Origin of the sequence: Streptococcus mitis, from assembly GCF_000722765.2 — a bacterium.
GTDB lineage: Bacteria > Bacillota > Bacilli > Lactobacillales > Streptococcaceae > Streptococcus > Streptococcus mitis_AQ.
In genome coordinates, this window is sequence record NZ_CP028415.1 from 1,277,346 (window position 1) to 1,292,697 (window position 15,352).

Annotated in this window: 16 protein-coding genes; 1 reads left to right on the forward strand and 15 read right to left on the reverse strand. The window is 38.9% G+C overall.

The window, feature by feature from the left end:
• Positions 1-6: 6 nt before the first annotated feature.
• From SK637_RS06625 to typA, 7 genes are all read right to left on the reverse strand, one after another.
• The gene (locus SK637_RS06625; protein WP_033689065.1) at positions 7-1,065 is read right to left on the reverse strand and encodes a UDP-N-acetylglucosamine--N-acetylmuramyl-(pentapeptide) pyrophosphoryl-undecaprenol N-acetylglucosamine transferase; all 1,059 of its coding nucleotides are present in this window, start codon (positions 1,063-1,065) and stop codon (positions 7-9) included.
• A 1-nt stretch (position 1,066) separates the two neighbouring features.
• A complete protein-coding gene (gene murD, locus SK637_RS06630) occupies positions 1,067-2,419 on the reverse strand; it encodes a UDP-N-acetylmuramoyl-L-alanine--D-glutamate ligase (RefSeq protein ID WP_033689066.1) in 1,353 nt (450 codons plus the stop codon).
• Positions 2,420-2,444: 25 nt separating this feature from the next.
• Positions 2,445-2,654 carry a hypothetical protein gene (locus SK637_RS10165; protein ID WP_049524124.1) on the reverse strand — a complete coding sequence of 70 codons (210 nt, stop codon included), beginning with the start codon at positions 2,652-2,654 and terminating at the stop codon, positions 2,445-2,447.
• 20 nt (positions 2,655-2,674) lie between these two features.
• Positions 2,675-3,316, reverse strand: coding sequence for an ABC transporter ATP-binding protein (locus tag SK637_RS06640; RefSeq protein ID WP_033689067.1), 642 nt, complete (start codon positions 3,314-3,316; stop codon positions 2,675-2,677).
• Position 3,317: 1 nt separating this feature from the next.
• Complete coding sequence (locus SK637_RS06645) at positions 3,318-5,339, reverse strand: bacteriocin-associated integral membrane family protein (RefSeq protein ID WP_033689068.1); 2,022 nt, start codon at positions 5,337-5,339, stop codon at positions 3,318-3,320.
• A 368-nt stretch (positions 5,340-5,707) separates the two neighbouring features.
• Positions 5,708-5,962, reverse strand: coding sequence for a DUF3165 family protein (locus SK637_RS06650; protein ID WP_033689069.1), 255 nt, complete (start codon positions 5,960-5,962; stop codon positions 5,708-5,710).
• 19 nt (positions 5,963-5,981) lie between these two features.
• Positions 5,982-7,823 (reverse strand): translational GTPase TypA, encoded by a 1,842-nt coding sequence (gene typA / locus SK637_RS06655; RefSeq protein ID WP_000164111.1) that lies wholly within the window; start codon positions 7,821-7,823, stop codon positions 5,982-5,984.
• A 161-nt stretch (positions 7,824-7,984) separates the two neighbouring features.
• On the opposite strand from typA, the gene SK637_RS06660 reads away from it, so the two are divergent.
• On the forward strand, positions 7,985-8,710 hold the full coding sequence (locus SK637_RS06660) for a 16S rRNA pseudouridine(516) synthase (protein ID WP_033689070.1): 726 nt from the start codon (positions 7,985-7,987) through the stop codon (positions 8,708-8,710).
• A 33-nt stretch (positions 8,711-8,743) separates the two neighbouring features.
• On the opposite strand, the gene SK637_RS06665 is transcribed toward SK637_RS06660, so the two are convergent.
• From SK637_RS06665 to slmA, 8 genes are all read right to left on the reverse strand, one after another.
• Positions 8,744-9,127: a rhodanese-like domain-containing protein gene (locus SK637_RS06665; RefSeq protein ID WP_000259257.1), complete on the reverse strand. Its 384-nt coding sequence runs from the start codon at positions 9,125-9,127 to the stop codon at positions 8,744-8,746.
• Positions 9,127-9,396 carry a YqgQ family protein gene (locus tag SK637_RS06670; protein ID WP_033689072.1) on the reverse strand — a complete coding sequence of 90 codons (270 nt, stop codon included), beginning with the start codon at positions 9,394-9,396 and terminating at the stop codon, positions 9,127-9,129. Before SK637_RS06670 ends, SK637_RS06665 begins: the two co-directional genes overlap by 1 nt.
• Positions 9,397-9,443: 47 nt before the next feature.
• Positions 9,444-10,040 (reverse strand): response regulator transcription factor, encoded by a 597-nt coding sequence (locus SK637_RS06675; protein WP_033689073.1) that lies wholly within the window; start codon positions 10,038-10,040, stop codon positions 9,444-9,446.
• On the reverse strand, positions 10,021-10,749 hold the full coding sequence (locus SK637_RS10170) for a sensor histidine kinase (RefSeq protein ID WP_237397620.1): 729 nt from the start codon (positions 10,747-10,749) through the stop codon (positions 10,021-10,023). Before SK637_RS10170 ends, SK637_RS06675 begins: the two co-directional genes overlap by 20 nt.
• A 926-nt stretch (positions 10,750-11,675) precedes the next feature.
• Positions 11,676-13,691, reverse strand: coding sequence for an FtsX-like permease family protein (locus SK637_RS06685; RefSeq protein ID WP_033689075.1), 2,016 nt, complete (start codon positions 13,689-13,691; stop codon positions 11,676-11,678).
• Positions 13,692-13,703: 12 nt separating this feature from the next.
• A complete protein-coding gene (locus SK637_RS06690; protein ID WP_050489878.1) occupies positions 13,704-14,438 on the reverse strand; it encodes an ABC transporter ATP-binding protein in 735 nt (244 codons plus the stop codon).
• Positions 14,439-14,568: 130 nt separating this feature from the next.
• On the reverse strand, positions 14,569-14,676 hold the full coding sequence (locus SK637_RS06695) for a QVPTGV class sortase B protein-sorting domain-containing protein (protein ID WP_004256158.1): 108 nt from the start codon (positions 14,674-14,676) through the stop codon (positions 14,569-14,571).
• 31 nt (positions 14,677-14,707) lie between these two features.
• Positions 14,708-14,905: a salivaricin M family lantibiotic gene (slmA, locus tag SK637_RS10175; RefSeq protein ID WP_349289771.1), complete on the reverse strand. Its 198-nt coding sequence runs from the start codon at positions 14,903-14,905 to the stop codon at positions 14,708-14,710.
• Between the last annotated feature and the right edge of the window lie 447 nt (positions 14,906-15,352).

The window sequence follows — 15,352 nt, forward strand, 5'->3', positions numbered from 1 at the left end:
CTTTCCTTATGATAAATCTTTTTTCAACAATTGATAAAAATCTGCTAGAGATTTCAATTCCTTAGATGCCTTCATGTTAGTCTGGTAGTATTCCTTGTGACTTAGTAAGTGAGAAAGCTTCTCTTCTAAACTGTCCAAGGTCAAATCGCTTTCTTGAAGCTCTTCTGCATAGCCTTTTTTGACAAAGTAGGCTGCATTTTCAATCTGGTCTCCACGACTAGCTTCACGACCAAGTGGCACAATAATATGCAATTTTGCCATGGCCAAGAGCTCAAAAATCGTATTGGCACCACCTCGTGTCACAACAATATCAGCCAATTCCATCAAGGGTTGATAGAGATTGGTCACATAGTCAACACGAAAAAGATTTTGGCTCAACTCGTTCAGGCTAGAATCTCCAGTTAGATTGATAATATTGTAGCGCTCTGTCAGCTCTTTCTTATGGTCTGTCACCAATTGGTTAAAGACACGAGCACCTGCAGAACCGCCGACAAACAATACAGTTGGCAATTGGGGATTAAAGTGGGTTTGAATATCCACCAATTCATCGGGTTCTGGATTTTTTTGATCTGAAACCTTGGTCACCGCTCCCACATGCTCAACCTTAGACAAACTTGAAGCTTGCTCAAAGGTTGAATACATCTTCGTCGCAAATTTATAAGCAATTTTATTGGCCAAGCCCATAGACAGGTCAGATTCGTGAATAAAGACAGGCACTCCTGACACACGCGCAGCGATAACAGGCGGTACTGATACAAAGCCACCCTTTGAAAAAAGGGCCTGTGGACGAAGTCGTAACATGATAAAGAGCGACTGGACAATTCCCCAGCCAACTTTGAAAACGTCCAGCATATTTTGCCAAGAGAAATAACGACGCAATTTTCCAGTCGCAATGGAATGGAAGGTGATATCCAAACCTGACTTAAGGATTTCTTGGTGTTCGATCCCACGCTTGTCCCCGATATAGTGGACTTCCCAACCATCTTCGATGAACTTGGGCATTAACAAAAGGTTGAGGGTCACGTGTCCAACCGTCCCCCCACCTGTAAAGACAATTTTTTTCATATTATTCCTTTAACTCCGCTACTGTGTCGATAAAGAGGTCGCCACGTACTTCAAAGTTAGCATACATATCCCAGCTGGCATTGGCAGGACTGAGAAGGACTACATCTCCTTGAGTCGCAAGTTCATAGGCCTTGCGGGTTGCATCTGCAATATCAGTCGCATCCACATAAGCGACACCAGCCTTGTCTGCTGCCCGTTTGACACGTTCTGCAGACTGACCAAGGATGACCATCTTCTTGAGTCCAGTAATATCTGGAACCAATTCGTCAAACTCATTCCCACGGTCCAAACCACCTGCAATCAAGATGACCTTGCTGTTGTCAAATCCTGACAAGGCTTTTTGAGTTGCCAAGATATTGGTTGATTTACTATCATTATAGAATTTGACACCCTTGATTTCATCCACAAATTGGAGACGGTGTTTGACACCACCAAAGGCTGAAAGAGTTTCTTTGATGGTTTGGTTATCCACACCACGAAGCTTGGCTACAACAATAGTAGCAAGGGCATTTTCCACATTGTGGCTACCTGGCACCCCGATTTCATTCGCTGCCATGACTACTTCACCACGGAAGTAGAGTTGACCATCTTCCAGATAAGCTCCATCAACCTTTTCCAGTGTTGAAAATGGTACAACAGTGGCTTGTGTTTTAGTAGCCAATTCTTTTGCCAAGTCTTGGTTAAAGTTCAAGACAAGGAAATCAGCTGCTGTCATCTTGTTCTGGATATTCCACTTGGCTGCTACATATTCCTCAAATGATCCATGATAATCGATATGAGTTGGCATGAGGTTGGTAATAACCGCAATCTCAGGATGGAATTCTTGAACACCCATGAGTTGGAAAGAAGAAAGTTCCATAACAAGCGTGTCCTCATCTGACGCAGTTTGGGCCACTTGACTAGCTGGATAGCCGATATTCCCTGATAAAAGACCATGTTGACCAGCAGTAGTCAAAACTTCCCCAATCATGGTCGTTGTAGTTGTTTTTCCATTTGAACCTGTGATACCGATAATGGGCGCTTCTGAAATCAAGTAAGCCAATTCCACCTCAGTCAAGACTGGAATCCCCTTGGCCAAAGCCTTTTCAATCATGGGATTACTGTATGGAATACCTGGATTTTTCACCATAAGGGCAAACTCTTCATCCAAGAGTTCCAAAGGATGGCCACCTGTAATGACCTTGATTCCTTCTTCCAACAAACTTTGGGCAGCTGGATTGTCCTCAAAAGGTTTGCCATCATTTACTGTCACAATGGCACCTAGCTTGTCCAACAAACGTGCTGCAGATTCACCAGACTTGGCCAAACCTAAAACAAGGACTTTCTTATTTTTAAATTGATCTATTACTTTCATGTCTCAAACTCCATTTCTACTCTTACTATTTTACCATTTTTATGGAAATAAAAAAGCCACAAAGTGTGTTTGTGACTCTTTCTTCTAACTGATACTCTTCGAAAATCTCTTCAAACCACGTCAGCTTCGCCTTGCCGTATATATGGTTACTGACTTCGTCAGTTTCATCTACAACCTCAAAGCAGTGCTTTGAGCAGCCTGCGGCTAGCTTCCTAGTTTGCTTTTTGATTTTCATTGAGTATGAATCTTACCATATCATCTATGTGATAAATCGGTAACTCGAATAACTTGGTCCACTTGTTCCCAAATCAGAGGATTGTGGGTCGCAATAATAATGGTTCGATTCGGATTTTTTAAAGATTCTAGGATAGAAAGTAATTCCTCAGAGTTTTTGGGGTCTAAGGAAGCGGTTGGTTCATCTGCAAGAATCAAAGGCGGATCCTTTAAAATTATCTTCGCTAGTGCAACACGTTGCGCTTCTCCTCCTGATAATTCAAATATAGGTTGCTTCAAATCCAAATAAGAGAGGTTTACACGATTTAGAGCTTGTTTCATCAAAGAGATTTTCTCTTTTTCTTTCAACTTTTTACCAACTAAACCCAGATTGAGATTCTCTTTGACGGTTTGGCTTTCAATTAAGCCAAAATCTTGAAATAAATATCCCAAGTAATCTCTAAAGAAAACAGAGGGTTTAATGTCTTTAAGAGAGGTGCCATCATAGATGATTTGCCCTTTATCATATGGCTCTAATCGTCCAATCATATTCAAGAGTGTTGTCTTACCACAGCCACTTGTCCCAATTAAGGCATAAATTTTCCCACCTTCAAAATGAAGATTCGTATCTGAAAATAGCTGACGGTTTCCAAATTTTTTAGATATATTCTTTAGTTCAATCATCCTATTTTCCTTTCATAATTGTCATAGAAACACGAGATTCTTTCTGCGCTTGACGGTAAAGCGTCAGAACTGCACTAACTAGAAAGACTAATAAAGTGAGTAAGCCAATTACCCAGTCTCTACTGCGTAAAATAAAGAGACTAGCACCAAATACAAAACTGGCAAATTGACTAACCATATACTGAGCATGTGTTTCAAAAAATCGTAAACCTGAAATTCGTTTAATCAAGATATCTCGACGGAATTGCTCGAAATATAGAAGATTGACAGAATAAAAGAGTAATAAGGAACTGGCTATCCCCACAATAGCTCCTAAGATTAAAGTTGCTGTTTCAGTTTGCACTTCATTATAACGAGTTAGATAAACACTTCTTCCTTCTTTAAGATAAGATACTTGCTCATAAATTCCAGCTTCCTTCAAGAGAGATAAACCACTCTCATATCCTTTGATAAAGAGTTGCTTTCCAGCATTGATAGACCAACTAGATTTGGAAATGATACTATCACCTGTAGATGTTGGAGTAAATACAACTAAAATCGGATCGGTTAAGTACTGAATAGATACTGGACTTTCACCGTTATTATAAACAAATCGCTTTTCTCCTGTTGGAAGATAGCTAACAATCGCTCTCATTTCATATTCTAAAGGAGCGTTTTTATCCTCACTTGATTTTCCGTAATAGTTTAAACTCTCTTCAAAAACTTTCTTAAGTTCTGCTTCCTGTGAGCGAAGAGATTTTGGTAATAAAAGTCCAAATTCCCCTTTTTGAAGATGAGCTAATTTCTGTCTAGTCTCATCATTTACAGCCACATTTTCCTTATCCAAATAACTTGGACTGACATAGAGAACATTAGCATCTGGACTATAGGTATCCAATGTCTCTCCCTGTTCATTTTTTCCTTGTGGATTGGCAAAATGGAGCAGATTATCCTTTACATAAAGGGCTTGTTCTTCTTCGATTGCTTCCTTGGCAAATGAATACCACTTATTCTGATTTTCTGTATCTTTTCCTCTATCACCTAAACCAAAAGAAATTTGATAATAATCTGCTCTATCCTTCCATGCTTGTTTTGAAATTTCAAGTTCTTTCAATCGTTGGTAAGACGTCAAACCTGTCTTAACAGCGTAGCCTACTGTAAAGACAGCAACTAACTGACACAATAGGGTTAAAGCCATCAAGCGTTTAAGGGGTAATCTGCCCTTGATAACGGGAACCAATGCTTTGTAACTCAAACTCATTAGGTAAAGGAGCATTAGTAAAATTGAAATCCCCAATAAAAACAAAAGATAAAAACTAATCCCAAAACCATAGGTAGCTAACAAGATAGGATAAAACAAACCTTGACTAAAAAGAACGACTCCCCCACCTAGGAAGGAAAGGAGGGCTGATAGAAGGAGCCACTTGATATCAGTTGATAAAGAATGCCCCATGATTGATAAGAGTGTCTGACCAGAAAAGAGTTTTATACCTGCTACTCTCATTTCCTTAATCCGAGTGATAATCACTAAAGCAAAGAAAGATAAGCCAAATATTGCTAAACTAATTAAAATAAGTGGATTTAGTAAAATTCGAAAAGCAAGAGAATAAGGAGGTGTCTTTCGGTCAGCAACTGCTTTATAACCCAAATCTCCTAATTTATCGGCTAGCTTTTCTTTCGTCAAGGAGCCTGATAAAAGGAGATAACTATTTAGTGGATCACTGCGTTCACGACTTTCTTGGCTAGCTTCTTGGAATTCTTTTGGTAATGTTCCCTGACCATAAGTTGCATAAGTAAAGTGAGTTGTCCCATCCTTACTCGGCTCTACAATTCTTCTAGCTATTAAACTCTGTTCTGAGTTTGCAAAATTCTCCAATTCCTGTTCAAATACCTCACGCGTCGGCTCTTGAGTATCTTTTTTAACACGAAGTAAGGAGACGGAATCATAGCTTGCATATAAGTATTGTGGAGCACGTAAGACAATAATCCAAGCAAGGAAGAAGCTGAGAAAAAAAGTTGATAATAATATGAATAGTTTCTTCATAGTAGACTCCTTGTATAAGAGAATAACCCTATAGAACAAAGATTTTATCTTTTATAAATTCTTAGAATTATTTTCCTAGTTTAATCCATCACACCCTGAGCACCAAGACAACAAATTTAATTCTTTCTTATTTTGAAATCGGTTTCTTATAACTTAAGTATATCACTTTCTATATAATCTATCAACATATTTTACTAAGATATCATTAGTAATAGAATTTTACAGGTCCCTTAAAAATAGATGTCAGTAACGAATTTTATTCCAGTGTTTCCCATTCATACTATCCAAGCAAAAGAGATGATGTTAACTAAAAAGCAATTCGAACTACTGTAAAATTCCTAGCAAAAAAGAGAGCCGAAACTCTCTTTTTATCTTCTTTTACTTTTATTAACCGACATGAGGGTAATATCTCGCAAGCTAAAGTATGCTAAGAAGAGCATAGCGACTGCGATGAAGAATTCTGTCGGTAGCTGAAAGATTTGCAGGACAGACAGCATCAGCAAAATCAAAAGTGCTACGAAAGCAAAGACGACAAGGACGATATTGACTGTCCCTTTAATACTTTCTGGTGTCGCAAATACATAGAGTAGTAATAAGAGGATTCCTATGATTAAATAAACCATCTTTATCTCTTTCTAGCTCTTATTCAGCTGATTTTTTCTTCTTGTTAGCTTTCTCACGCTCGGCCTTGTTAAGGATTTGTTTACGCAAACGGATAGACTCAGGCGTTACTTCCATGTACTCATCGTCGTTCAAGAACTCAAGAGACTCTTCAAGTGTCAAGATACGAGGTGTCTTGATAACAGCTGTTTGGTCCTTAGTAGCTGAACGAACGTTAGTCATTTGTTTTGCCTTAGTGATGTTAACTGTCAAGTCATTTTCACGAGAGTTTTCACCAATGATCATTCCTTCATAAACCTCAGTACCTGGGTTGACAAAGATCGTACCACGTTCTTCGATAGACATGATTGAGTAAGTTGTAGCCTTACCAGCATCGATAGAAACAAGGGCACCACGGTGACGTCCACCAATTTCACCTGGAATCAATGGCAAGTATTGGTCGAAGGTATGGTTCATGATACCATAACCACGAGTCATTGACAAGAACTCAGTTGAGTAACCAATCAAACCACGCGCTGGAACAAGGAAGACCAAACGAGTTTGACCATTACCAGTTGAAATCATATCCAACATTTCACCCTTACGTTCAGAAAGGCTTTGGATAACAGATCCTTGGTATTCTTCTGGAGTGTCGATTTGAACACGTTCAAATGGTTCGCATTTAACACCATCGATTTCTTTTACGATAACCTCTGGACGAGATACTTGAAGTTCATATCCCTCACGACGCATTGTTTCGATAAGGATTGACAAGTGCAATTCTCCACGACCTGAAACTGTCCATTTATCTGGTGAATCAGTTGGGTCAACACGAAGGGAAACGTCTGTTTGCAATTCTGCCTGCAAGCGTTCTTCTACTTTACGAGAAGTCACCCATTTACCTTCTTTACCAGCAAATGGTGAGTTGTTGACCAAGAAAGTCATTTGAAGAGTTGGCTCATCGATGTGTAGGATTGGAAGAGCTTCAACTGCGTCTGTCGGAGTAATAGTTTCACCGACAAAGATGTCTTCCATACCTGAAACAGCAATCAAGTCACCTGCTTTGGCTTCTTGGATTTCACGACGTTCCAAACCAAAGAAACCGAAGAGTTTTGTAACACGGAAGTTTTTAGTTGTGCCATCAAGTTTAGAAAGGGTAACTTGGTCCCCAACCTTAACAGTACCACGGAAGACACGACCGATACCGATACGTCCAACGAAGTCATTGTAGTCCAAAAGTGACACTTGGAACTGCAAAGGCTCATCTGAGTTATCTACTGGAGCTGGGATATGGTCGATAATTGTGTCAAAGATTGGCGCCATAGTCGCTTCTTGGTCAGCTGGATCATCTGACAATGAAGAAGTTCCGTTGATCGCTGAAGCATACACCACTGGGAAATCAAGCTGGTCATCATCAGCCCCAAGCTCGATGAAAAGTTCCAAGACTTCGTCCACTACTTCAGCTGGACGAGCTGATGGCTTATCGATTTTATTGACAACCACGATTGGGACAAGGTCTTGTTCCAAGGCTTTTTTCAAAACGAAACGAGTCTGTGGCATGGTTCCTTCGTAGGCATCTACGACCAAGACAACACCATCAACCATTTTCATGATACGCTCAACTTCTCCACCGAAGTCCGCGTGTCCTGGGGTGTCCATGATGTTGATACGAGTTCCGTTGTAGGCTACAGCTGTATTTTTAGCAAGGATGGTAATTCCACGCTCTTTTTCGATATCGTTTGAGTCCATAGCACGCTCAGCCAATTCAGTACGTGCATCAAGCGTTTCTGATTGTTTCAATAATTCGTCAACGAGGGTTGTTTTACCGTGGTCAACGTGGGCGATAATCGCAATGTTACGGATATCTTCTCTTAATTTTGTCATGATTTCCTCTATAATATTCAAAATTTATTTTCTAACTGAACGATTATACCATAATTTCAAGTAAATAACATAATCCAAGCAAGTGTAAATGTTTTCACTCTGCTTTTCTTTTCACGTCAAGCCTTTTCAAAGCAGGCGACTTATGATAAGATAGGCACAGTATGCGTTTAGATAATTTATTAGCCCAAGAAAAAGTTAGCCGAAAGGCCATGAAGCAAGCACTCCTCAAAGGGGACATTCTCGTCGATAGTTGCCCAGCTCGCTCCCTAGCCCAAAATATCGATACAGGACTACAAGAACTCCTTTTTCAGGACCAAATCATTCACGGCTATGAACACACCTATCTTATGCTTCATAAGCCAGCTGGTGTCGTTACAGCCAACAAAGACAAGGAACTTCCGACCGTCATGGACCTCCTTCCGCCTGACATCCAGTCTGACAAGCTCTATGCCGTCGGCCGACTGGACCGAGATACGACAGGACTCCTCCTCTTGACCGATAACGGTCCCTTGGGCTTTCAGCTCCTCCATCCCCAGTATCATGTCGATAAGACTTATCATGTTGAGGTTAATGGACTTCTAACACCTGACCATGTCCAAGCCTTTCAAAAGGGAATTGTCTTTTTAGATGGTACTGTCTGTAAACCTGCAAGACTAGAGATTCTATCTGCAAGTCCTTCCTTCAGTCAAGCCTCCATCACCATTTCAGAAGGAAAATTTCATCAAGTCAAGAAAATGTTCCTCTCGGTTGGTGTCAAGGTGACCTCCCTCAAACGCACCCATTTTGGACCTTGGAGCTTGGATGAGAATCTTCAAGAGGGAGACTATCGCCCCCTCAACTCAGAAGAGCTGACAAACATTCGTGAATTTCTCAGAACAAGTGGTTAAAAAATGAGCTCGGAAACATCCAAGCTCGTTTTCTTATTTCTCAACTTTGACTTTCCCTTTCCAAGAATCCAAGCCATAAGAAAGGATATAAATCTCAGAAAAACCTTGTTTTTTCAAGTAAAGGGCCGCATTTGTGACACGTTGCGCACGTTGGTTTTCGTAGAGAAGGACAGGTTTATCCTTACGAAGGGCTGCAAGACTGGTCTTCAACTGACTTGAAGGAATATTGCGGGCTCCAAGGATATGCTTTCTGTGGAATTCAGCTGGGTCTCGCAAATCAATCAATTGACCTGTACGAATCAAGGCTTCAAACTCCTCATTGTCTACAATTTTAGCCGCACGGCGAATACGAAGATAGTTAAAGCCCATCCACGCCAACATTGCTAGTATAAGTGCCCACAAAATCCAAGTAACCATTAGTTCTTTTCTCCATTTTTCTCAATATAATCCAATTCTACCTTGTGCTCTCTGCGAAGAACCGCTTCCGCTTCCAGATAATCCAGTTTGTCCATCAGCCCTGCATCGTAAATCCGAGAGAGTTCCAACTTCATCAGTTCAATATCATATAAGCGTTTTCCCATATAAACAATAATACCAAATCGTTTAAGGAATTGCTGCACATCATAGAATGTTTTCATAAGACTCATTCTAGCAAATTTTTGTGTTTTTTTCAAGAAGAGACTCACACAAGAAGTATCACAGAAATTAAAAAAGCTGCATCTTCTGCAACTTTTTAATCCGGTGGAAAATAGCCCAACTGCTCAGCGATGTGAATCGCCTCCTGCCTGTTAGTCACTCCCAATTTTGAAAAGATATTGGCCAAGTGATTGGAAACTGTACGTTTACTCACATAGACCTTGTCACAAACATCATCAATGGTCAAGCCATTTCTAACCAGTTCTAGTATCTCGATTTCTCGTGGTGTTAGCACCTCTACCATCACTTCATCTGAAAAGACCTTACCACCTAGATAAATCTTTTCCAGTTTTTTCACCAACTCATCTGGGTCCATACTTTTGTCCAGAAAGCCATAAGCCCCCATAACTTTAGCTCGGTGTTCATACATTTTTTTACTGTAACCTGTCAAAATCACAACCTTACTAGAACAACCATTGTCGATAATCTCTTGTGCCAAGGTCAGCCCATCATCTTGATACAGACTCGTCAGGTTGATGTCAACCAAAATAATGTCGTAGTCATCAAAAGCAATCTCCGAAATAGTCGAAAAATTATCCACTAACTGGACCTTTTTAATGTTTTCCGATAACTCTAAAATCATCTTGATACTTTGGCTAAATAATTGATGATCATCAATTAACAAAATTTTCATAACACAACTCCTTATCAATCTGGAGAGTAATTTCTACACGAAATCTCTTATTATTTTCAAAAATCTGCATTTTACCACCTAAAACACTAATTTTATTAGACATATTTTTCAAGCCATAACCTAAGGATTTTTCTGTTTGAAGGCAGTCATTTTCAGAAATGATAAAAATAGCGTCATCATGCACATCAATCTTCAAAGAAATCGTTCCACCACTAGCGTACTTAACGGCATTGGTCACCAATTCCTCAACCAGACGATAGGCAATTTTATCGTAAGGAGATAAAAGCCTAAAGTGGACAGGAAACTGGGTGACGACTTCGTTTTCTGCGTGATAGCGCTTGATAATCCGATTAATCAGCCCTTGATACTGGATGTCTAACTGCTCATCTGTTTCTACCATTGGCTGATAATAATCCATCCGCTCGCGAATCCGCTGAACCAACTCCTCTGTCACCAGATTGATCTGTTCACCAAAAGCTTGATTGCTACTATATTTATTGAAATTTTTTATTGCCATCACATTTTGCAAGATTTCATTGTGAAGAAATTCGGAGAACTGTTGTTCTGTATCTTCATTTGCCAGCAGATTTTTCACCATACGGTTACGCTTTAAAAAGAGAACTTTTACATAATCCCTAGCATCTAGCATTTCAGCAGAACGAAAGAGGCGAATCAATTCTTCCGAACAAATCCCGAACAATAATAACATGATATTCAAGACCAAAAAGCTCGTGTTTAAGTCTAGACGAAAGATGATGAAAATGCCTACTAACAAAAACATAACCAGTAAAAACAAGCGTGAAAAAGCTTTTATATAGGACAACTTCAACTCTACTACCTTTTTCTGAAGAGAGTTAATAATTGTTTTGAGATGCAAAAAAGCAAGTATTCCAATAATCTCAAGATACCAGACTAGGTTCATCACTCCTGAGCCCCTCGTATTGATATACAAAAAGAAATAAGAAAGAGGCAATATTAAAGCTAATATCCACAAATTTCGTCTCTGATACTTGAGTTTACTTTTCAACTCTTTATGATATAAAATCAGTAAAATCAAGGGAACAAGGTTTAAAAAGAAAGACGCAAACAAGGACAGAAATAGAAAAATTGAAGGACTTAACAGATACGAACTAATGGTGATTAGTGTCAACACAAAGGACACACTCAACAGTTCTTCTCCTATTTTCTCTCCCAGAAAGATAATAGACAGAGAACTATACACCAATAAAAAAGAGTTGAGCGGATGAAGAATATCAAAAAAGTGCAATAGGGTGCTCGCAACTCCTTGATTAAATATGGATTGCCAGCTAATGAGAAACATCATCAGGAGCAACCAAAGTTTCAACTCACTATAGCGAAAGGTCACAATATTACAAATATAGCTAAATACAATTAAAGCAATAATCAGCAATAAAACCATCTGCAAGGAAAAATCTGTCGAAAAGTCCAGAGGAGTCCTATAATAAATATAAATCATTAAAGCTAGATGATTAAAAATCGTCAACCACCACAATAAAAGTGAGTTTTTCGAGAGCGATTTGACAAACTGTTTCATATGTATCTACTTCCTGAACTACTTTAATATCATTATAACACAATACCAGAATTGCAGGATAGGCAACTCTGGTATTTGACTTAATTTTCAATAATTTGCCAACTTACTCTGTAAGTCACTAGCAAGTAAAGGACAAATAGTAAGACCGCTACTCCCAGATAGGTGATATCAATAGAAATGCTGGTATTAGCGAAATTCTCAAAATAGCCCAAAAGAGCTGTACTCAAGGCAAGTGCTAGCGGACCTGCGATGACCAGCGGAACCAAGAAATAACTTAGAATCTGTTGCAAAAGAATAAAGCGATTTTGCTTTCTCTTGTTCCCAAGAAGGTATAAGATTTGATAATCATTTACACTATCCAAAGCACTTGTAGAAGTTTGAAGGGACAAGATACTGAGGGAAATAATGATAAAAATAACACTTACAAAAATCATTACAAAGACAATGACGCCCATAAATCCAAGATAAATCTCAAAAATTCTTCCTTTCGTTTGATAGGTGAACGGATTCAACTCTGCTCCATCACGAGTGAAGTAGTATTTTTCTATCCACTGACTTAAGAATGTTTCTACTTTCCGTTTGTCGATATTTTCTTTGAAATTGGCAACATAGGTCGTGTGGTCTTCCGTCAATCCAACTACTACCTTATCTGGTACAATTAAGGTTCCTGAGTCATTTGTAGTTACTGAAGATAAAAAATAAACTGTTTCAAGTGGCTTTGAAGAGGCAAGGTTGAGAGAATGACCGTTAATCATGAGGGTTTTGGTCGTTGATAGAAAGTCCTGGATCTGCTTGGCAGTTCCTTTATAGTTGGCATTGACTAGAAATTGGTCTTCTGCCAAGTCAACCTCTCTTTCACCTTGCAGTTTGCGGAGATGATTGTAGGCAGAAATTCCTAAAATCGGTACTTTTGATTCAGGAAGTTTCTTATCATGCTCCCAGAGATTGCTAGTATCAATCAAATCTTTATAGGTTAAATCACTAGAATAGATAGGATAGCTGTACTCCTCTTTGATGAGGTTAAAGTCAAAGCCATCGGCTTTCAGCCTATCTTTTACAGAATCCTGAGCAAATTGGAACTCTTGACCACGATAAAGATTGACAGTTACATCATAAGGTGAGTATTTGTTCAGCTCTCGGTTCATAGTCGTATAGGCACTACCACTAAAAACGAGTAAGCTGAGAGCCAGTGTCAAGGTCAAGGATAAGACAGCCAACGTGACCGAATTACTATCAGCTTGTTTTGAAAATTGACGGATTTTAAAAGTGTTTAGTTTGTTATAGTAGGTTTGAGGCAGTTTTCTAAGGGAGACCAAGATAAAATGGCTCAAGGTATTGTAAAATAAAATCACAAAAATCACGAAGACAGATACCAGCAAGATACCCCAGCTTTTCAAGAATGATAGATGGTGATAGTCTGAAAAATAGAGAGCACCAAAACCGATAACAGCTGTCGAAAGAATAAAGAGAAGTGCTTGAAGAACTGGCTTGCCTTTTGCCAAGACAGATTTCTTGACCCCATTCTCTTGAATAAGTGCAATGATATTTTGCTTTCTAAAGGTAAGAATGTCCATGACACCAACAATAAAACTGGTTACCAAATAGGAATAAACTAGTAAGATGACAGACTTGCTATCAAAGAAAAGCAGACTACCAAAGTAATTAGCCATAAAAAACTCAGATGCAATCTTAGCTAGAATGACCAGTAAGATCAATCCAAGCAAGAAACCTAGAATCAAGGAAAAGATATTGACCAGCATGGTTTCAAAGAACAGGGTACGGATAATCTGCTTCTTCTTCATTCCCAGCGTTGCATAAAGTCCCAACTCTTTCTTGCGCCGTCCCAGCACAAAATTTGTGGCGTAAACGATGAGAAAGGCAATCGCCGATAGAATCAGATAGGAAAGCAAGTCCATGTACTGGCTCATCACCGTCGTTAACATTTCCTTTGCTCCTGATAAACTTTGCATCACTGGATGGCTTGGTAAAGCATTAAAAGCGTAGAGCAAGCTATAAATCAAGGTCAGACTGAAAAAATAGATGGTATAGGTCTGTAAATTTCGAAATACATTTCGTAAAATTAATTTTGGATACATACTCTCCTCCTCCTATCTGGTACGGCTGTAAATCTCTTGCAAATACTGTTCATTAGATAAGCTGTTACGTTCCAAATCATCCATAATCTTTCCATCGCTAAGTAGCACCATCCGTGAGGAATACTTTGCTGCAGCAGGGTCATGCGTAACCAGTAAAATGGTAATACCAAAACTTTTATTGATTTCCTGCAAAAGTGCCATCAGTTTTTCAGAATTGGCAGAGTCCAAGGCTCCTGTCGGCTCATCTGCGATAATCAGTTTAGAATCATCAATCAAGGCTCTAGCAGTTGCCACACGTTGTCGCTGACCACCTGATAACTGATTAGGAAACTTATCTTTTAAGTTTTGAATGGCCAACTTATCCAAAATTTCCTCAATCTTATCCTGATGTTTTTTGATATTTTTCCCCTGAATCTGGAGAGGTAGGACGATATTTTCATAAACTGTCAAGGTTTCCACCAAGTTGTAGGCTTGGAAAATATAGGAAATGTTTTTAGCACGATAGTCAGCTAGTTCATTTTCCTTGGCATGGATGATATCAAAATCTTCAAATCGAATCTCACCTGATGTTGGTTTATCAATCGTTGAAATACAGTTGAGAAGTGTTGTTTTTCCACTACCACTAGCCCCCATAATTGCCAGAAATTCACCTTTTTCAACGGACAGGTTCACATCTGATAAAGCATGAACGATATTATCACCTTGACCAAATGTTTTCGTTAATCCTGTTACAATAAGCTGTTTCATCATTTCATTCCTCCGTTTATTTATTACTCTCTCATTATACGGTTCCTTTCAATGTTTGGCATGAGTATTTTGTGCAATATATTCAAGTTATAAAAAACCGATGCCTTTTTCAGGTATCGGTCAATGTTGATTATTTGCGATCGTTTCTTTTTTTCATAAAGTAAACAATCCCTATGACAACAACTCCTAAGACCAGTACAGGTGCATAGAATTCTAGTGTTCCAATAATTCCTTCCATTTTATCCTCCTGTCAAAAAATAGAGGTAGTTTTATCCACAGCGCACGTTTGGCGAAATATATTCATAAGAATATGCAAACCACCAAGCACAGCGCCCCTGTGCTGTTAATCTAACAGCCGTACACCACCCAGCAACAGATTTACCATCCAATTCTTGGCTATTAATTCCATAATCCAAAGAATCTATCTCAAAGTTGTCTTGGTTTGTTTGTATTTCTTCCGTAAATATAACACCAAATCAAAATGTTGTCAATGTTTTGTAATAAAACACTAGAATTTTCCTTTTGTTTTATCTAACAACGAACATTATTTCTCGTATACTCATAAGAATAGGTGAAACACAATCCACAGAGACCTGCTACTGTCATTTTAAAAGCTGTGTACCACTAGCTTCTGATTGCGCGGAAAGTTCTTGCTTTTCAACCTCGAAACTTAGAGAATCAATTTCTAAACGATTTGTATTTTTAGCCATAAGGTTGCCTCCTTCCTTCTTTTGGATGATCATCTTTACAGTAACTAGTATAAACTCTAGTATTGGCTAAGTAATGAGTAAATCGTGCAAGTTTCTTATTTTCGAGAAAAATTTTTAATCTTATTTACTAAATGATTTAGAAGTTTCTTCTTAACTACTTTACAGAGGCTCACACACTCCCCCTGATTTTCCTATCTTCTTTGG